This is a genomic window from Eubacterium sp. AM05-23 (genome assembly GCF_003477535.1).
Taxonomy (GTDB): Bacteria; Bacillota; Clostridia; order Eubacteriales; family Eubacteriaceae; genus Eubacterium; species Eubacterium maltosivorans.
The window spans coordinates 170,693-188,232 of sequence record NZ_QUDF01000004.1; the positions used below are offsets into that span (position 1 = coordinate 170,693).

General features: G+C 53.9%; 17 protein-coding genes and 1 pseudogene. 12 read left to right on the forward strand and 6 right to left on the reverse strand.

What is annotated here, in order from left to right; translation table 11 throughout:
• Window positions 1–240: 240 nt before the first annotated feature.
• The 3 genes from DW091_RS06690 to DW091_RS06700 all read right to left on the reverse strand — a co-directional run bounded on the left by DW091_RS06690 (window position 241) and on the right by DW091_RS06700 (window position 2,873).
• Entirely contained in the window at window positions 241–933 is a 693-nt protein-coding gene (locus DW091_RS06690) for a response regulator transcription factor (RefSeq protein ID WP_118517726.1), read from the reverse strand.
• 25 nt (window positions 934–958) lie between these two features.
• On the reverse strand, window positions 959–1,444 hold the full coding sequence (gene ybaK, locus DW091_RS06695; protein ID WP_058695124.1) for a Cys-tRNA(Pro) deacylase: 486 nt from the start codon (window positions 1,442–1,444) through the stop codon (window positions 959–961).
• A gap of 388 nt (window positions 1,445–1,832) precedes the next feature.
• A complete protein-coding gene (locus tag DW091_RS06700; RefSeq protein WP_074616231.1) occupies window positions 1,833–2,873 on the reverse strand; it encodes a glycerol-3-phosphate dehydrogenase in 1,041 nt (346 codons plus the stop codon).
• Window positions 2,874–3,121: 248 nt separating this feature from the next.
• Here DW091_RS06700 and DW091_RS06705 point away from each other — a divergent pair, with 248 nt between their 5' ends.
• From DW091_RS06705 to DW091_RS06755, 11 genes are all read left to right on the forward strand, one after another.
• Window positions 3,122–4,090 (forward strand): sugar-binding transcriptional regulator, encoded by a 969-nt coding sequence (locus tag DW091_RS06705; RefSeq protein WP_118517727.1) that lies wholly within the window; start codon window positions 3,122–3,124, stop codon window positions 4,088–4,090.
• Between the two features lie 273 nt (window positions 4,091–4,363).
• On the forward strand, window positions 4,364–5,872 hold the full coding sequence (locus tag DW091_RS06710) for an FGGY-family carbohydrate kinase (RefSeq protein ID WP_118517728.1): 1,509 nt from the start codon (window positions 4,364–4,366) through the stop codon (window positions 5,870–5,872).
• Between the two features lie 390 nt (window positions 5,873–6,262).
• Complete coding sequence (locus tag DW091_RS06715; protein WP_118517729.1) at window positions 6,263–7,909, forward strand: type II toxin-antitoxin system RnlA family toxin; 1,647 nt, start codon at window positions 6,263–6,265, stop codon at window positions 7,907–7,909.
• Between the two features lie 12 nt (window positions 7,910–7,921).
• Window positions 7,922–8,734: a histidinol-phosphatase HisJ family protein gene (locus DW091_RS06720; RefSeq protein WP_118517730.1), complete on the forward strand. Its 813-nt coding sequence runs from the start codon at window positions 7,922–7,924 to the stop codon at window positions 8,732–8,734.
• 118 nt (window positions 8,735–8,852) lie between these two features.
• Window positions 8,853–10,076, forward strand: a complete 1,224-nt coding sequence (gene glp, locus DW091_RS06725; protein WP_118517731.1) for a gephyrin-like molybdotransferase Glp — start codon at window positions 8,853–8,855, stop codon at window positions 10,074–10,076.
• 17 nt (window positions 10,077–10,093) lie between these two features.
• On the forward strand, window positions 10,094–12,028 hold the full coding sequence (locus DW091_RS06730) for a molybdopterin biosynthesis protein (RefSeq protein ID WP_118517732.1): 1,935 nt from the start codon (window positions 10,094–10,096) through the stop codon (window positions 12,026–12,028).
• Complete coding sequence (moaA, locus tag DW091_RS06735) at window positions 12,025–12,981, forward strand: GTP 3',8-cyclase MoaA (RefSeq protein ID WP_118517733.1); 957 nt, start codon at window positions 12,025–12,027, stop codon at window positions 12,979–12,981. The genes DW091_RS06730 and moaA overlap by 4 nt, the downstream gene beginning before the upstream one ends.
• Before the next feature lie 7 nt (window positions 12,982–12,988).
• Entirely contained in the window at window positions 12,989–13,477 is a 489-nt protein-coding gene (moaC, locus tag DW091_RS06740; protein WP_175557164.1) for a cyclic pyranopterin monophosphate synthase MoaC, read from the forward strand.
• The gene (locus DW091_RS06745) at window positions 13,474–13,920 is read left to right on the forward strand and encodes an MOSC domain-containing protein (protein WP_118517734.1); all 447 of its coding nucleotides are present in this window, start codon (window positions 13,474–13,476) and stop codon (window positions 13,918–13,920) included. The genes moaC and DW091_RS06745 overlap by 4 nt, the downstream gene beginning before the upstream one ends.
• Window positions 13,921–14,036: 116 nt before the next feature.
• Window positions 14,037–14,306 carry a type II toxin-antitoxin system RelB/DinJ family antitoxin gene (locus tag DW091_RS06750; protein WP_058695113.1) on the forward strand — a complete coding sequence of 90 codons (270 nt, stop codon included), beginning with the start codon at window positions 14,037–14,039 and terminating at the stop codon, window positions 14,304–14,306.
• Complete coding sequence (locus DW091_RS06755; protein WP_058695112.1) at window positions 14,303–14,620, forward strand: type II toxin-antitoxin system RelE/ParE family toxin; 318 nt, start codon at window positions 14,303–14,305, stop codon at window positions 14,618–14,620. The genes DW091_RS06750 and DW091_RS06755 overlap by 4 nt, the downstream gene beginning before the upstream one ends.
• A gap of 51 nt (window positions 14,621–14,671) precedes the next feature.
• Here DW091_RS06755 and DW091_RS20820 read toward each other — a convergent pair.
• The 3 genes and pseudogenes from DW091_RS20820 to DW091_RS06770 form a co-directional block, all read right to left on the reverse strand.
• Window positions 14,672–14,812: pseudogene (locus DW091_RS20820) on the reverse strand (WYL domain-containing protein); the annotation flags it as partial.
• Between the two features lie 4 nt (window positions 14,813–14,816).
• Window positions 14,817–15,308: a hypothetical protein gene (locus DW091_RS06765; protein ID WP_118517736.1), complete on the reverse strand. Its 492-nt coding sequence runs from the start codon at window positions 15,306–15,308 to the stop codon at window positions 14,817–14,819.
• Window positions 15,309–15,494: 186 nt separating this feature from the next.
• Window positions 15,495–16,847, reverse strand: coding sequence for an MATE family efflux transporter (locus DW091_RS06770; protein ID WP_118517737.1), 1,353 nt, complete (start codon window positions 16,845–16,847; stop codon window positions 15,495–15,497).
• Window positions 16,848–16,970: 123 nt separating this feature from the next.
• Between DW091_RS06770 and DW091_RS06775 the strand changes: the two genes are divergently transcribed.
• Window positions 16,971–17,495: a PadR family transcriptional regulator gene (locus DW091_RS06775; protein WP_118517738.1), complete on the forward strand. Its 525-nt coding sequence runs from the start codon at window positions 16,971–16,973 to the stop codon at window positions 17,493–17,495.
• Window positions 17,496–17,540: the final 45 nt, after the last annotated feature.

Genomic DNA, 17,540 nt, shown 5'->3' on the forward strand with positions numbered 1-17,540 from the left:
GTTAAGAAAACATGAAGTTTGGCCGCCTTTGGCGTGTCAGAAAACTTAATCGGCAGAAGTTAAAGCCTTAAAAAGAGGGTTTTTGAGTTGAAAGTTAAAAGTGGATAGTGGAAAGTTCAGGTGCAAATCTGTCATCGGCAGATTTGAAGCGATGCGGCCGGAGGCCGCTTTTTATTCGCTTTGGCGTCAGCCAAAGGGGTCATGAACCTTTCACCTTCCACCTTCCACTTTCCACTTTATCTATCCCTCCAGCTTGAACCCGATGCCCCACACGGTTTTGATATAGCTGGTGTCCGGATCGATTTTGGCGAGCTTGCTGCGGATATTGCTGATGTGCACATTGACGGTGTTGTCCTCGCCCAGAAATTCGTCCTCCCAGACCTGGGTAAAGAGATTTTCGCGGGTGAAGACCTTTTTGGGGTGGGACATGAGCAGGTGCAGGATTTTGAATTCCCGGAGGGTCAGGGAAACCGGCTGGTTCTTCAGGCACACCTCCATGCTTTCCGCGTCCAGGACGAGATCGCCCTTTGTCAGGAGGTCTGGGCTGCGGCCGGCCTCTGAAAAGGCTACGGCGCGCCGGAGCTGGGCCTCGACACGGGCCAGCACCTCGCCCACGTCAAAGGGCTTGCAGATAAAATCATCTGCGCCCAGCTTTAAGAGGTCGATGCGGTCGGCCACGGAGGCTTTGGCGGAGATGATGATAATGGGAACGGTACTGGATCTGCGGATCTGGGCGACCAGCTCCTCTCCGGTAACGCCGGGGAGCATGAGATCTAAAAGCACCAGATCATACTGGTACTGCTCAAGGCACATTTTTCCCTCACTGCCTGAAAAGGCGGGGCGCGCGTGATAGCCGGCTCTGGTCAGCAGCTTTTCCAGCAGGCCGTTAATGTCCGGGTCGTCTTCTACAATAAGAATATGATAGGGGCTCATGGGCGGTTCCTTTCTTTGCCGGGGGTTATTTTATAATGTCGGCCACACTGCCGCGCACAAAGGCGACGAGGGTTTTGGGCGTCATCTCGATCTGATAACCGATCTTTCCAGCGGAGACGATGATGTGCTGAATGCTCTGGCAGCTTTCATGAAAGACGGTTTTGAAGGCCTTTTTCATGCCGATGGGGGAGCATCCGCCGCGCACATACCCAGTGACAGCGTTGATATCCTTGACATGGATCATCTCAACGGATTTTTCACCTGCGGCCCGGGCGGCTTTTTTTAAATCCAGCTCCTCGGCCACCGGAATCACAAAGACGCAGTAATCGCCGGAGTGGCCGTGGCACACCAGGGTCTTAAAGACCTCCTCCACGTTCTGCCCCAGACGGGCCGCGACGGTAACGCCGTCCACAGCGCCGTCCCCGTGCTCGTATTCGTGCGGGGTGTAGGGGAGCTTCGCCTTATCTAAAATGCGCATCACATTGGTTTTGTTTTTATCTTTTTTTGCCAATTCAAGTCACTTCCTTTTTGTCTGTGGATTGATTACGGGGATATTATAGCACAAAAAAAGATCGGCGCAAAATTGTGCCGATCTCAGGCTGTCAAAAAACGTAACGGCAGAAGTTAAAGTCTTAAAAAGAGGTTTTTTAAGTTGAAAGTTGAAAGTGGATAGTGGAAAGTTCAGGTGCAAAGCTGCCGCCGGCAGATTTGATGCGATGCGGCCGGAGGCCGCAATTTTAATCGCTTGAGCCAGCGCGAGAGCGTACTGTAACGATCCACGATCCACTATCCATTATCAACTCGAGCTGCTTCAAGCTTTCTCTTTGCAGCTTATGAGCAACTTTGTTCAGCCCAAAAAAAGATCGGCACAATTTTGCGCCGATCTTTTTGGGGGTTATTTAGAATTTTTCGGTTTCAAAGGCTTTCCAGGGGATATCTACCTGAGCGCCATTGTTAATGATGTCATCCACATGCATGAGCAGCGGGAAGTCTGCCAGATCGACCTTGCCGTTTTCGGCCAGTCTGCGGACTGCCTTGGCGGTGCGGGTAGCGATGACAATGGATTCCAGTGTGACGCCTGCCAGCTCCTGCATGGCGTCGTCGAAGGACATGCCGCGGCCAAGAAGGGTGCCGATTTTGCGGGTTCTGCCGCCAAAGATGGTGACATAGAGGTCGCCCGCGCCGTAGATAATATTTTCTTCACCGCCGCCGACTAACTGGAGAAGCTGTTTCATCTCTTTCACGCTCTGGCCAAACAGAGCCGCCTGGGAGTTGTAATGCTGGACGCCGATGCCTTCATTTTTTTCTGCGATGCCGACAGCCAGGGACACGCCCAGAGCATAAGCGTTTTTGAGGGCGACGGCGCATTCGACGCCGATCACATCGGTTGAGAGGCTTACATGGTAGTAGGGCGCTGTGAACATGGCCTTGATTTTGCGCAGGATTTCGATGTCGCGGCCGCAGAAGGCCACCGCGGAGTTGTCCTTATCGGCCAGCTCGTAGCTGGTGCAGGGGCCGCCGATGCCGTTGATGGAAAGCTTTTTGCCCTCGGGAAGCCGGGATTCCCAGTAGTGGGGATAGGTGATCATGGAGCCGTCCTCCTGGTCGATCATCCCCTTTGTCACCGCGATCATGGGGACGTCGTCCGGGATGATGGGGAGGATATTTTCCGCGAACCAGTCTACGCCGAAGCTGCTGACGCCGCATAATACGACATCCGCGCCTTTAAGGGCTTCTTCCACTTCCTCTGCCTGATAATATTTAACGGTGTCCGGCAGGGTTCTCTTTAAATTAATATGGAAGTTTGATTTGCGAAGCTCGTCGATGACTTCTCGGTCAAGGGGGGTGCCCACCAACCGTACTTCATGTCCGTTTTCGATCACAGGGTAGGTTAATGCAGACGCCATCTGGCCTGCTCCGACATAGGTAAGAATGCTCATAGTTTAAATCTCCTTTGGTTCTTTTGTTTCTCGTGATATTTGATTGCTGACTATAGAATACGCCTGTTTTTTTGAATTGTCAAGCAAAATTTGAGAAATATTTCAAATAATGAAAATAATCTCATTCATGTAATTTGTATCGTATTTTTCAGGAAAATAAGCTTGACAAAGGATTGAAGAACCATTACAATGAAAATAATCTCAGATATTGAAAAATTTCTCTACCACCAAGAAGGGAAGACTGCATTATGGAACAGAGCAAAGTTAATCAGATTCTTCGCGTCGCTAAAATGTACTATGAGCTCAAGATGAGCCAGCAGGATATCGGCGCCAAGGAAAACATTTCAAAATCCACGGTCAGCCGTCTGTTAAAGAACGCCATGGACGAAGGGTTTGTGGAGGTGCGGATCCGCCAGCCCCATTACGCGCTGGCCGATCTGGAGGCTGAATTTACAAACCGCTTCGGAATCCGCAAGGTAGTGATCGCGGCGGATGTTGTGGAAAACCGGGAGGTGCTGGTACAGGATGTCTGCAGCGCCATGGCGGCAGACCTGCCCAAGTACATCGAGGACGACAGCGTGGTGGGCGTGGCCTGGGGACGCACCTTAAATGTCCTGATCAGGCATCTGCCCAAAATGAGCAGAAGCAATACTCTGACCATCCAGCTCAACGGCGGTGCCTCAAGGGCTCTGTATGAGTCGGGCGCGACGGATATTGTCAAGGCCTTTAAGAACGCCATCGGCGGCGACGGCTATCTGCTGCCCGCACCGGCCATTGTGGACACCCCGCACATCGCCGAGGTGATCATGGGGGATTCCCAGATCAGCTCGGTGCTCCAGCTGGCAGAGCGCTGCCGGACCGCGGTCTTTTCAGTGGGCAACATTACCGAGCACTCGGTGCTCTATGAGCTGGGCTGTTTCAGCCCGCGGGAGTACATGGGCTTTAAGGCTAAGGGCGCGGTGGGCGATGTGTGCTCACATTATATTGATATTGATGGCAACGTGGCGGATGAAAACCTGGACGGCAGAGTCGTGGGGACCTCCCTTGAGCACATTAAGAAAATACCGAATAAGCTGATGGTAGCAGTGGGGCTTGAGAAAGCCGAGGCGGTTCTGGGCGCTCTGCGAGGCGGCTATGCCGATGTGCTTTATCTTGACGAGCCGCTGGCGAGAAAGGTTCTTGAGATTGACGAAAATTCAGAGGACGCGAAAAAATAAATCAGCGTGTCAAAAAAGTGGCATAGACCGAGACTGCGCCTTTTATCCAGATAAGAAAAAAGGTCCAGGCGCTGAGGTAAACGGCCAGGAATCGTGCCAAATAATTGGAAGAGCCGGACACTGGTGAGATCAGGCATCCACTTTAGTGAAGAAAATATTCGTGTGAGGGCAGTGCCCGCAGGACGCTTTTTTCTTCCTTAGGTAAAAAGCTTCGTCTCTCAGGTTTTTCGACAATCCGAAAATAAATTTCAAATTTCTAAGGGGGAAATTAACATGAAGCAAGCGAACTATTTTATGGGTATTGATTTGGGTACGCAGAGTGTGCGTGTGGTGGTGGCCGATATGAGCGGCAACGTGGTGGTATCGGACGAGCAGGCCTATGAGACACTGTATCCTCAGGCGGGCTGGGCGGAGCAGCGGCCTGCGGACTGGTGGCGCTGTCTGAACACTGCGGTGGCGAACGTGACCGACAAGCTGTCCATCGGCCTGCGCTACAGCATATCGGCCATCAGCGTGTGTGCCACCTCACCCACCATTATCCCGGTGGATGAAAACTGCGAGGCCCTGACCAATGCCATCATGTGGATGGACAACCGGGCGGTTAAGGAGACTGAGCTTGTCAACGCCACCCATCATCCCATCCTTGACTACTGCGGCGGCGAAGACTCTGTGGAGTGGACGGTTCCCAAAATGCTCTGGATCAAAAACAATCAGCCGGAGGTTTATAAGAAGTGCTATAAGATCATCGAGCAGCTGGATTATATCAACCATAAGCTCTGCGGCAAATTTACGAACTCGGTCTGCCAGGCAGCCTGTAAGGCTCATTATGTGGCCTGCGAGGGCGGCTGGTCCGACGACTTCTTCTGCCAGGTGGGCCTTGAGGATTATAAGGATAAGATGATTCTTGACGTGACCCGTGTGGGCGATGTGCTGGGAACCATCAATAAGGACTTTGCGGAAAAATACGATTTGAACCCGGAAATGCTGGTGGTGCAGGGGGGCATCGACGCCCACATCGGCATGCTGGGCCTGGGGGTAGACCGGGCCGGTAAAATGGCCATGATCATGGGCACCAGCTTTGTGCAGCTCTGCTTCTCAGAGCAGAAGCTGAGGCTGGACGGCCTCTGGGGGCCCTACGACGCGCCCATTATCCCGGACGCGTGGCTTTTGGAGGGGGGACAGACCTCGGCCGGCTCCATTGTAAAATGGTATATGCGTGAGTTTGGCGTGGACAAGCTGGACAACCCCTATGCCCATATGAATGAGCAGATCGAGGGCATCGCCCCCGGAGCCGACGGGCTGGTGGCGCTGGACTTTTTCCAGGGAAACCGCACCCCCTACAAGGACGCCAACGCCAAGGGGGTGATCTACGGACTGACCCTCAGCCATACCAAGGCGCATATTTACAGAGCCTTGCTGGAATCCGTAGCCTTTGGCACCAAGAACATCATCGACAGCTTTGAGAAAAACGGCAGCCCGGTCAATACCATTGTGGGCTGCGGCGGCGTGACCAAGGATAAGGTGTGGATGCAGATCATCTCGGATGTGACCGGAAAGCCCATTGTGGTGACTGAGGACGCGGGGGCCAGCGCCCTGGGCTGCGCCATTGTGGCCTCTGTAGGCTCTAAGGCCTACACGAATTTCGAGGAAGCCACCCGCGGCATGGTCAAGGAAGCCTACGTCGTGGAGCCAAACCCCCAAACCCACGCCGTGTATGAAGGCATCTTTGAAAAATATGTGGAAATCTACCGTCAGTTAAAGGGAACCATGGCGGGGGCGTAAACAAAGATTTATTATGAAGCGGCAGTGAGGTAAGAGGAGGATGGTTTAGTTGAAAGTTGAAAGTGGAAAGTTCAGGTGCAAATCTGCCGTCGGCAGATTTGATGCGATGCGGCCTGCGGCCGCAATTTTAATCGCTTGAGCCACGGGCGAAAGCGTACTGCAACTATCAACTATCCACTATCAACTATCAACTATCCATTATCCACTCAAATAGCTTTAAACTTTAGCTTTGCATCTCATGAACAGCTTTGTCGACACGCCAAGATCGGCGCAATTTTGCGCCGATCTTTTTGCGTCGTGTGGAATTTAATATACATTCACCCCCCTCTGTGATATGATTAATAAAGAGAAAAATACGTATAAATAACAACAGAGAAAAGGAGGGTATATATGAAAGTAAAACTTTGTGATCTGAAGGCTTTGGAAAACCTCACCATTGCGGCGTACGACATACCGGATAATATGGTGCTGGCCTCCAAGGTTAAATTTACCAAGGCAGCGGGAAAGAACAACTGCTTTATCTCCGGGGCCCCTTCACAGGCCATCGACCGGGATCTGGAGGTGCTGTCTGTTTCTGCGCACCGCATATCCTGTACCTACTCCTTCTCCATGAGCGAGAAGGGCTATGAGGAGCTGATTGAGACCTTGATGAAACGGCCGGATTTTACCAATAACCCCAAGTATAATAAAAAATATCATCGGGTTTTTTATGTGAACAAGCGCAAGTTCACCATCTCTTATTTTAACAAAAAGCGCATTGCCACGGTCTACGCCAGCAACGATCTGTTCGATACCGATCTGGCGCCTTTGTTTGACCGCCAGTGGGGGGACCCCATTGAGAGCGGCACTGCTAAAAAGGAGGCGGCCAAAAAGGAAACGACTAAAAAGGAAACGACTAAGGAAGTCCCCAAAAAAGAGGCGGCTAAAAAGGCGGCGGCGAAAACCGAAAACCACAAGTGGGAAAAGAAAAAACAGCCGGTGGTCGCGGCTTCGCTCACCGCTCTGCCGGTGGCCGAAGAGCCTCTGAGGCTTGAAAAAAGTGAGCCACACTGGACCGTGCAGGATATCAGCTTCAGGGTCAACCGGATTGTGGTGGTAGGTGAAAAGCTGAGTGTGAGCGGGGTGAAGCGCGTTAAGGATATCACGGACAAGAGCAACAACAGCGTGAGCCTTAAAACTGAGAACAGAGGGCCCGGACAGCGAAAGCAGGCAGTCACCCTGACCAGCAACATCAACAGCTACCTGGTGGAAGCCATCGACTGCGTCAAGGCCGAATCCCCCGAGCCCTTATCCTTTGAGCTGCGCTTCCCCATGAAAACCGCCACCTGGGATTATATCTGCCGGAACAGCTGGCTGGACGGCGCAGCCAACGAGGCCATGGAAAACGGCTTTAAGCTGGTTTCCGAGGGGCAGTCCGTGTTCTTTTCGCGCAACAACAATACCGGCGTGTGTGAGATGAAGGGCCTGAGCACCGGACTGCTGCGGGACTGCATCATAAGGCTGGAGGATATTTTTGAGAACAACACCGGCGACCGCCGGGTAGAGAAGGAATCCATCAACGAGGTGATCCGGAAAAAGATCCCTTACACCATCCGCATCTTAAAGGATCAGGCGGACCAGTTCATCAACCTGATTTCCCCGTCCTTTGTGCTCCTGAACGACGCCAGCATCGAGCTGACCGACTACAGCCCCATGGTCTTTTCGGTGTACCGCGGCGTTGAGCTGTACCTCAAATACCTGGCAGACCTGAGCGGCATCGACCTGGCCAACCAGCCGGTGGGCAAGATTTTTAAATCTGTCGGACGCCAGAAGCACCAGTATCTGCAGATGATCAACGACTCCATGAAGGGCGAGATGCTCCAGTCCATTTTTGAGAACTTTGGGAGCTACCGCAACGCCCTATTCCACGCTAATCTGGACAATGTCATGGTGATTGGCAGCCGGGAGGCGGCTGAGGATATCTGTATCAGCGCGCTGCAGAACCTGGAGGCGGCCAGCTTTCAGTTTCATCTGGAAGAGATGACGATCACCATCTGAGGAGGAGCGTTTATGCCTTTTTATCTTGCCGATTACCATGTTCACACCCGTTTTTCCTTTGACTCGGAGGAGACCATCGGGGCCATCCGTAAGATGGCTGCCGCCAGGGGGCTTACTGAGGTGTGCATCACAGACCATTTTAGCGTCAACCCAGAGGATAAGAGCTACGGCCTTTACCCCTACCAGGAGGCTTATGAGGAGTACCTCAGGGACAGCGCCGGGGCGGGCCCGGCTGTGCGCTTCGGCCTTGAGATCGGAGAAGGGCAGTACCGGAGGGCAGTTCTGGAGGATTTTCTGGCCCAGGCCGATTATGATTTTATCATCGGTTCGGTCCATAATATCGGGGATATCACTATCCGCCAGACCATCAGGGAGTGGGGTGTGGACTACGCCTTTGACGCTTACTATGACGAGGTGCTTGGTCTGGCTGAGGAGGGCGACTACGATGTACTGGGGCATCTCGACCTCATCAACCGCTATGCCTGGGACGAGCAGGGAATTTACCGGCTCGACGCCTATACTGGTCAGATCGACGCGGTCTTAAAGGCTGTGATCCGCCGTGGCCGGGGCATTGAGGTTAACACCTCCAGCCTGTATAAAAACTGCCGGCAGTTTATGCCCAATCCCTGGATCGTGGCGCGCTTCAGAGAATTGGGCGGTCAGATCGTTACCCTTGGTTCCGACGCCCACAGCGCCGGACGGGTGGGAGACGGGCTGGCTGAGGCGGCTGCCCTGCTGAAAAGCTGCGGCTTTGAGGCAGCGGCAGCCTTTGAAAAACGCCGGCCGAGGCTTTGTGCCCTGGAAAAATTTGACAGTGAGCGATAAAACGACCGATTTTGTTTAGAATTTAAACCTTTCTGATAAATTTTTGTCAGCCTTGTTATTTCGTATGAATTAAGCTACAATAGAGTATATGAAACTTGGAAAGTGTAGATTATAAAAAATGGAGTTATTTGAAGTTAAAACAACGGATGAAATGAAAGCGTTAATGGAGCATTATTTCTCAGATTATCAGCTGGAAACAGAGACGGTTCCCCTTGAGGGGGCGCTGGGACGCGTTTTAAGCGCGCCCGTGGTTTCGGGTGTAAACGTCCCGCACTTTGACCGGTCGGTGGTGGACGGCTATGCGGTAAAGCTTCGGGACGTGCAGGGCGCCAGCGAGTCGATCCCAGCCTTTTTAAAGCTGACCGGCGCGGCGGCCATGGGGCGGGAAACCACCCTCTCCCTGCACACTGGCGAGGCCGTTTATGTGCCCACTGGCGGCATGGTGCCCGCGGGCGCCGAGGCCATGGTGATGATCGAGTACACCGAGCGGTTTGGCGAGGATGAGCTGGCCGTCTATAAGGGGGCCGGCTCCCTTGAAAACATGATGCTCACCGGCGACGATATCCGGGCCGGGGCGCGGGTTTTTGAGGCTGGGCATACCATAAGGCCTCAGGATGTGGGGGTTTTGTCCTCTGTGGGTGTGGTGGAGGTTCCGGTCTACACAAAACCGCGGATCACCATTATCTCCACCGGTGACGAGATCATAAGACCCGGCCAGACGCCAGGGCCTGGCCAGATCGTGGACATCAACACGCCGGCCATCGCTGCCCTCAGTGAAAAACTGGGCGCAGAGGCGGCCGGCGTGGCCTACGCGGCCGACGACCCTCAGGCCATCGAGGACGCCATTGTCCGCGGGCTGGAGCAGAGCGACGCCGTGGTGCTCTCCGGCGGCAGCTCGGTAGGAGAGCGGGACTATACCCTGGCAGTACTTAAAAAGCTGGGCGAGGTCTTTCTGCATGGGCTGTCCATCAAGCCGGGCAAGCCCACCATCATGGGCAGGGCCATGGGCAAGCCAGTCATCGGCCTGCCAGGGCAGCCCGCGTCGGCCATCATGGTTTACATGGTGGTGATGAAAAAGCTCATGAACATCTTTCATAAAACCGATCTGTATAAAAACCAGTATATTGTGGGAACGCTGACCGAAAACGTCCACGCGGCGCCGGGGCGGCGCACTTTTCAGACGGTTGCTGTGGAGACGGGCGAGGACGGCGTGCGTGTCAAGCCTACCTACGGAAAATCGGGGATGATCACCCTGCTGGCCTATTCGGACGGCTATATCGAGATGACGGAAAATGAGGAGGGGAAAAACCCCGGCGACAGCGTGAAGGTCATGCTGTTTTAGCGCGAAAGGAGAGAATAATGGCAAAAATAGTGGATATCAGCGCGCGTAACCTGTACCTGAAAAACGAGGATCTGGACGACGCTGTTGCAAAATATTTAAAAATGGCCGAGGCCGGGCATGGGGGCGTCTGCAGCGAGCGCGCAGACGTGACGGAGGCCCTGGGCAGGGTGACTGCGGAGCCGGTCTTCGCGAGGCTTTCATCCCCCTTTTACAACGCCTCTGCCATGGATGGCATCTGCGTCAGGGCGCTGGAAATTGTGGGGGTGGATGAGCGCAGCCCAAAGGTGCTGACCCTGCATGAGGACTTTGAGTTTGTGGACACCGGCGATGTCATCGAGGAGCCCTACAACGCGGTGGTCATGATCGAGGATGTGGTGAGTGAGGACGCGGACCATGTGCGGATCTCAAAGCCTGTGTCCCTCTGGCAGCATGTGCGGCCCATCGGTGAGGACATCGTGGCCGGGGAGCTCATCGTTCCCGCCTACCACCAGGTGCGGGCCATGGACATCGGCGCGCTTTTGGCCGGGGGCATCCTCACCCTCGAGGTATTGAAGCGCCCAAGAGCGGGCATTATCCCCACAGGCACCGAGATCATCGAGGCTGGCGAGCCCATGGAAAAGGGCAAAATCATCGACTCCAATACCCGTATGTTCGAGGCACTGATCACCGAATATGGCGGCGAGCCCACCCGCTACGCCCCGGTCCCCGATGATTATGAGGTCATTAAGGCCGCCATCCAGCGCGCTGTAGCCGAAAACGACCTGGTGCTCATCTCGGCCGGTTCCTCTGCCGGCACCGAGGATTACACCAGAGCCCTGGTCGAGGAGCTGGGCGAGGTGGCCATTCACGGGGTGGCCATCAAACCGGGCAAGCCGGCCATTCTGGGGTTCATCGAGGGCAAGCCCGTCATCGGCATTCCCGGGTACCCGGTATCGGCCTATTTTGTGTTTGAGAACTTTGTGAAACCGGTGGTGTTAAGCATGACCCATCAGCGGCCTGTGGGCCGGCCGGTGATTCAGGCCACCCTGTCCAAACGGCTCATGTCCACCTTAAAATACCTGGAATTTGTGCGCATGAAATGCGGCAAGGTGGGCGGACGCTTTGTGGCCACGCCCCTGGACCGCGGCGCGGGCGTTACCATGTCGCTGGTGAACGCCGACGGCATTCTGCGCGTGCCCAAAAACGTGGAGGGATATGAGGCCGGACAGGAGGTCGAAATTGAGCTGCTGCGCCCGGTGGAAGAAATCGAAAACACGCTGGTGACCATCGGCAGTCACGATGTGATGATCGACATGATGGCCAATATTATCCATAAAAATAAAAAGCTGGTGAACCTGTCCTCTGCCCATGTGGGCAGCCTGGGCGGCATCATGGCCTTTAAAAAGGGCGAGTGCCACCTCACGCCCACCCATCTGCTGGACGAGGCCACCGGCACCTATAATATCCCCGCGGTCAGGAAGTACCTGGGCGAGGGAAAGGCAGCCCTCATCAAGGGCGTGAAGCGTGTCCAGGGCCTGATGATCCCAAAGGGCAACCCCAAAAACATTGGCGGCGTCGAGGATCTCCTGCGGGAGGGCGTCACCTTTGTGAACCGCCAGCGCGGGGCCGGCACCCGGGTGCTGCTTGACTACCTTCTGAAAGAGAAGGGCATCGATCCGACGCAGATCGTGGGCTATGACCGCGAGCTCAACACCCATATGATGGTGGCCTCAGCGGTGCAGTCCGGCTCCTGCGACGTGGGCATGGGCGTGCTGTCCGCGGCCAACATGATGGGACTGGATTTTATCCCCGTGGGGGACGAGGAGTATGATTTTATTGTGTCACAGGAAAACCTGGAGGACGAGAAGGTCAAGGTTTTTCTGGAGGCGCTGCGGGGCGAGGAGCTGCGCCGCGCGCTCACTGAGCTGGGCGGCTACGGCTTTGATGAGCCTGGAAAAGTGGTGCTGATTTGAGAGACCATTTTGGACGAAAAGTGAATTATATGCGCATTTCCATCACCGATCTGTGCAACCTGCGCTGCGTTTACTGCATGCCTGAGGCGGGCGTGCCCAAGCGCCGCCACGCCACCAACCTCACCTTTGAGGCCATTGAGGCCCTGGTGCGGGCAGGTGCTGAGATGGGAATCGACAAAATAAGGCTTACCGGCGGCGAGCCGCTGGTGCGGCGGGGCGTGCTGGAGCTGGTGGAAAAAATCGGCGCGATCCCCGGAATCCGGGATTTTGCCATGACCACCAACGGCATTCTGCTGCCCGCCATGGCCAGAGACCTGAAGCGCGCGGGGCTTGACCGGGTGAACATCAGCCTGGACACCTTTGAGCCTGAGAAGTACGCGAAAATCACCCGCTGCGGCAGGCTGGAGGACGCTTTGGCCGGTATTGAGGCCGCCCGAGCGGCCGGGCTCACCCCCATCAAGCTCAACACCGTTTTGATCAAGGGCTTTAACGACGACGAGATCGAAGCCTTTGTGGACTACACAAAGGACCACGCCGTGGACGTGCGCTTCATCGAGCTCATGCCCCTGGGGCAGGGCGCCGACTACGCTTTCGGGCAGTATCTGTCCGGTGACGCGGTGCTAGAGCGGGCGCCAGCGCTCACGCCTGTGGCCGGCCCCCCCGGCGCACCCGCCAGGCTCTTCGAGCTGCCCGGCGCCCAGGGGAGAGTGGGGCTCATCAACCCCATCAGCCACCGGTTCTGCGCCGACTGCAACCGCATCCGCGTCACCGCTGACGGCAAACTCAAGCCCTGTCTCCACTCCGATGAGGAGCTGGACGTGGCGGCCCTGCACCAGGCGGGGAAAAGCTACCGGGAGATATTGGAAATGGCGGTGACGGCCAAGCCGGAGCGCCACCACATCGATGAACGGGAAACCATTAAAAAAAGAAACATGAACGAAATAGGAGGATAGAATGGCCATCTCAGACGAATTTACCCATTTTAACGCAGAGGGCCGCGGCCGCATGGTGGACGTGACACACAAAAAGGATACGGAGCGTATGGCGCTTGCCCGCGGCGCCATCTACATGAAGCCCGAAACCCTAGAAAAGATTTTAAGCCACCAGATGAAAAAGGGCGATGTGCTGTCTGTGGCACAGATCGGCGGGATTATGGGGTGCAAGCGCACCTCGGAGCTGATCCCCATGTGCCACAATATCCCCATTACCGCCAGCGATATCCGCTTTGAGCCCGACGCCGAAAACAGCTGTATCCATATCGAGGCCGAGCTCAAAACAACGGGCAAAACCGGCATCGAGATCGAGGCCCTGACCGCTGTGTCAGTGGCTGCCCTGACCATTTACGATATGTGTAAAGCCGTCGACCGGGACATGGTCATCGGCGATATTAAACTGATGAAAAAGACCGGGGGCCACTCTGGCACCTTTGAGAGAAAAGAGGAGAAATGATGATAAAAGGAAAAGTGATCGCCATCAACCGCAGCGAAAAAAAGGGCGTGATGAAAACGCCCGTGGGCGAAGGCGTGTTTATTGAGAAATTTGGGCTGGAGGGCGACGCCCACGGCGGCGACTGGCACCGCCAGGTAAGCCTGCTGGGCCAGGAGAGCATCGATAAAATGGTGGCGCTGGGCGCGGGTGAGCTGACCCCCGGCAATTTTGCCGAGAACATCACCACCCAGGGCATTACCGTCTACGAGCTGCCAGTGGGCACCCGGCTGAAAATCGGCGAGACCCTCCAGGAGGTCACCCAGATCGGCAAGGAGTGCCACAAGGGCTGCGAGATCGCCAAAAAAGTGGGCGACTGCGTCATGCCCAGAGAGGGCATTTTTACCATTGTTCTGAAAGGCGGCATGGTAAAGCCCGGGGACAGTATCGAGGTGTTGGAGGATTAGGCAGGGCGAGAGATCGGCGCAATTTTGCGCCGATCTTTTTGGGCTTTTATTTATTCTGAAAATATTGTATAATAAATGTGCAAATTATGTGCAAGTGATTGTAAGGAGGGCAGATAATGGATACCACCAATGTGACGGTTCGAATGGATAAAAAGCTGAAAGAGGAAGCGGACGCGCTTTTTTCTGAGCTGGGACTCACCACTAATTCGGCGATTAACGCTTTGGTACGTCAGGCTGTGCGTGACGGCGGCGTAACCTTTAAAATCAAAAAAACGCCGGATCATCTTGACAGCCTGATCGAGGAGGGCTATGAAGACTTCTTAAAAAGGAAAGGACGCCCGGCAGAAGAATTTTTTGCAGAGATGCAGGAGAAGTATGGTGAATGAAAAGCTATGAGGTGATTGTCACCGACGCGGCGCAAAAAGATATTGAAAGGATATGGCGGTATATTCGTACAGAGCTTTTAGAACCAGAGGCTGCGAAGGCATTTAGAAAAAAATTGAAATCGGAAATTTTAAAGCTGGGGCAGATGCCTGCCCGGCATTCGGCTTATAAGAAAGAGCCCTGGGCTAAACGAGGATTGAGATTTTTTAAAACAGGTCATTTTCTGACATTTTTTATTATATTGGAATCAGAACGGCAGGTTTATGTTTTGCGAACCGTATATGAAAAAAGAAATCTGGACGATATGTGGCATTGAGTTTATGGGAGCACGGCGTAATTTTGCGCCGTGCTTTTTTTGGCTTTTATCAGGCGGCGTTTCAGCTTTCAGTTGCAGATTGGTTATGCGGGACAAGCCGAACAGCTGAAAATTCTTTCTTTCATGACAATATCCTTGAAAATACCAGTGGCCGCTTTTCAATACAAGCTGATACGGCTCGACGGTTCGCGCGGCGTTATATGCGCTCTGCGTATATATCCGCGTTTATATGCCACTCGCCGTCCTCTTTTACAGTGACATTCTGCCAGTGAAAATGGGTATCCTCAATTTTGACAAACACCCATTTTTGCCTTTCATCGTCAATGTTTGTAAGAACGACCATATCGTTTTGTTTCCTCGCTTCAAGCCGCATGATTCTCCCTGTATAACCATAGGCGATATCCCATGTGTGTGTACCAGGATTGTAGACCCGAAGCGTCGTGCCGTACTCAGTAAGGGGATGCGGGAGTTGGGTTTTAGTTTCGCGCGAGGGTAAAATAATCACATCCTGTACTGCCATGCCCTCAAGAACCCACGAAAAATGCCATTCGCCTTTGACTGAGCAGGCTATATTATGGTCTGTATAATCGAGTTTCCAACTGCCGATAAGCTTTCCAAAATAATTATATGCCTCGGGCAGCTCTGTGCTCTTACCACTGCTTGTCAGCGTTTCAATAAAGTGATTCATTTCAATCCTCCTGATAATCGGTTTTAGCTGCGCTATGGGAATCCCTCTCCAGGGACTGCGGAATGTGATTTCCGCAAAGTGCTGCCAGTTATTATCTATTATAGCATATTGGCAGGGTTTTACCTAACTAACGGCTGTTCAGCATATTTCCAAAAGCGGCGGGCAGCGCCTTGCCTCCAGACCAGTCTAATCCCGGACCAATGCCAGCTCTTTATGAACCCGGAAAGCCATAAAGACCGTCACCACAGCGGAGAGCACGTCCGCGACGGGCTGGGCGCACAGGATACCGTTCAGCCCCCAGAGAGCCGGGAGGATTAGAATGACCGGGATGAAGCAGATTCCCTGACGGCAGGCGCCCAGAATACAGCCCTCTTTTGCCCTGCCCATGACCAGAAACAGGAATGAATAGACTGTGTAGAAGCCAAAGAGCATGAAAGACAGGCCGCTCAGCCGGAGCCCGGCCGCCCCGATGCGAATCATTTCCATATCGTTTTTTGTAAACAAAGACAAAATCGGCGTCGCGAATATGGCAGCCGTCAGGCCAAAGGCCATGCAAAACAGGGTAGACCAGAGGATGGCGGTTTTGATGGCCTCGTGGAGCCGGTCAAATTTACCGGCCCCATAGCTGAACCCGGCGATGGGCTGGAAGCCCTTCAAAAACCCAAACACGACCAGTGTGCCCATGGACATGATCTTGGTGAGAGGCCCCATGGCGGCCAGGGCAGAAGCGCCGTATTCTTTGGCGGCGTCGTTGATCATGCCCATGGAAAGGCTGGTCAGCAGCTGGAAAACCAGTGTGGGAATCCCGATTTTCAGAATTTCGGACAGAATTTCTCTGGAAAAGCAGCATTCCCGGATACTGAAGCTGAACACGCTTTTTTTCATAAAGATATAGCCCAGATAGATGAGCGTGGAGACAATCTGGGAGAGGGCTGTGGCCGCAGCCGCTCCAGAAACGCCAAGACCGAGAGTATAGATGAAAATGGGGTCCAGGGCCACGTTTAAGACAGCGCCGGCCATGAGCGCGCACATGGCGGTTTTGGCGGCCCCCTCGCTGGAAACAATGTTGTTCATGGTCACGTTGAACACGTTGAAGATCGAAAACAGGATGTAAATACGGGTATAAGCAAGGGCGTAGGGCATAACGCTGTCCAGAGCGCCGAGCTGTTTTAAAATGGGCTCCAGAAAAAGAACTGAGCATAAAATCACGAGCGCTCCGATAAAAATGCTACTGTAAAGCGCCGTGCTGGCCACCTTGCCGGCGGTTTCGCCATCGCCGCGCCCCAGCAGCCTTGATAGGCAGGCGGCGGCGCCGTTTCCAAACAACAGGCCCAGGCCCACGACCACCTGCCCGAGGGGAAAGGCCACCGTGACAGCGCCCATGGGGCCGGTCCCAAGACCGCCCACAAAATAGGTGTCGGCCAGGTTGTACAGGGCGTTGATGAGCATGCCGGCCATGGTCGGGAGCCCCAGCGCCAGAAGGGCTTTGGGAATGGGGGCGCTGCCCAGCAGTGCCATTTTTGAGTTGTGTTCCTTCATGTTAAAATCTCCTTTTACTTGACAATAATTGTAAAATATAGTACTATAAATTACAGCAATCCGACTGAGGAACCCATAATACTATAAATTATAGTATCTGTCAAGAAGAAAAGGGAGGTTATTATGGCAACCATTGATCTGATCGTACTCGGCATGCTCACAAAGGAACCGATGAGCGCGTACGATATCCAAAAGCAGGTAGAATACCGGAACATATCCAGATGGGTAAAAATCAGCACCCCCTCCATCTATAAAAAAGTCATAAAGCTTGAGGAAAAGGGGTATATTAAAAGCGATGTGGTGAAGGAAGGAAAAATGGCCGAAAAGGCCGTCTATGCCTTAACCGACGCGGGCGAGAGGCAATTTGAAAAGCTGATGACAGAGATCGCCTGCAAGCCTATCAACATCTTTCTGGATTTTAACGCAGTCATCGTTAATCTTGACAGTCTTCCGCCCGAAAAGCAGAAGCAGTGCCTGGACAGCATTGAGGCGAATGTAAAAACCCTGAAAGGCAATCTGGAAGAAAATATGGCGTTGAAGGAGACCCTGCCGGAAGTCCCGGAAACCGGGAAAGCTGTTCTGCGGCAGCAGCTGATACTGGCCGAGGCCATCGAGGCCTGGATGGCCACGCTTAAGGAGCGTTTTTAGGAAAGGCCGCAGCGGCATGGACAGGAAAAAAGATCGGCACAATTT

Excerpts from the sequence above, each read along its gene's own strand:
- DW091_RS06770 (WP_118517737.1), bottom strand. The coding sequence starts at position 16,847 with ATGAAGGAACACAACTCAAAAATGGCACTGCTGGGCAGCGCCCCCATT.
- DW091_RS06755 (WP_058695112.1), top strand. The coding sequence starts at position 14,303 with ATGAAAAGCTATGAGGTGATTGTCACCGACGCGGCGCAAAAAGATATT.
- DW091_RS06700 (WP_074616231.1), bottom strand. The coding sequence starts at position 2,873 with ATGAGCATTCTTACCTATGTCGGAGCAGGCCAGATGGCGTCTGCATTA.
- DW091_RS06705 (WP_118517727.1), top strand. The coding sequence starts at position 3,122 with ATGGAACAGAGCAAAGTTAATCAGATTCTTCGCGTCGCTAAAATGTAC.
- DW091_RS06750 (WP_058695113.1), top strand. The coding sequence starts at position 14,037 with ATGGATACCACCAATGTGACGGTTCGAATGGATAAAAAGCTGAAAGAG.
- DW091_RS06715 (WP_118517729.1), top strand. The coding sequence starts at position 6,263 with ATGAAAGTAAAACTTTGTGATCTGAAGGCTTTGGAAAACCTCACCATT.
- DW091_RS06765 (WP_118517736.1), bottom strand. The coding sequence starts at position 15,308 with ATGAATCACTTTATTGAAACGCTGACAAGCAGTGGTAAGAGCACAGAG.
- DW091_RS06730 (WP_118517732.1), top strand. The coding sequence starts at position 10,094 with ATGGCAAAAATAGTGGATATCAGCGCGCGTAACCTGTACCTGAAAAAC.
- glp (WP_118517731.1), top strand. The coding sequence starts at position 8,853 with ATGGAGTTATTTGAAGTTAAAACAACGGATGAAATGAAAGCGTTAATG.
- DW091_RS06710 (WP_118517728.1), top strand. The coding sequence starts at position 4,364 with ATGAAGCAAGCGAACTATTTTATGGGTATTGATTTGGGTACGCAGAGT.
- DW091_RS06690 (WP_118517726.1), bottom strand. The coding sequence starts at position 933 with ATGAGCCCCTATCATATTCTTATTGTAGAAGACGACCCGGACATTAAC.
- DW091_RS06775 (WP_118517738.1), top strand. The coding sequence starts at position 16,971 with ATGGCAACCATTGATCTGATCGTACTCGGCATGCTCACAAAGGAACCG.
- DW091_RS06720 (WP_118517730.1), top strand. The coding sequence starts at position 7,922 with ATGCCTTTTTATCTTGCCGATTACCATGTTCACACCCGTTTTTCCTTT.
- DW091_RS06745 (WP_118517734.1), top strand. The coding sequence starts at position 13,474 with ATGATGATAAAAGGAAAAGTGATCGCCATCAACCGCAGCGAAAAAAAG.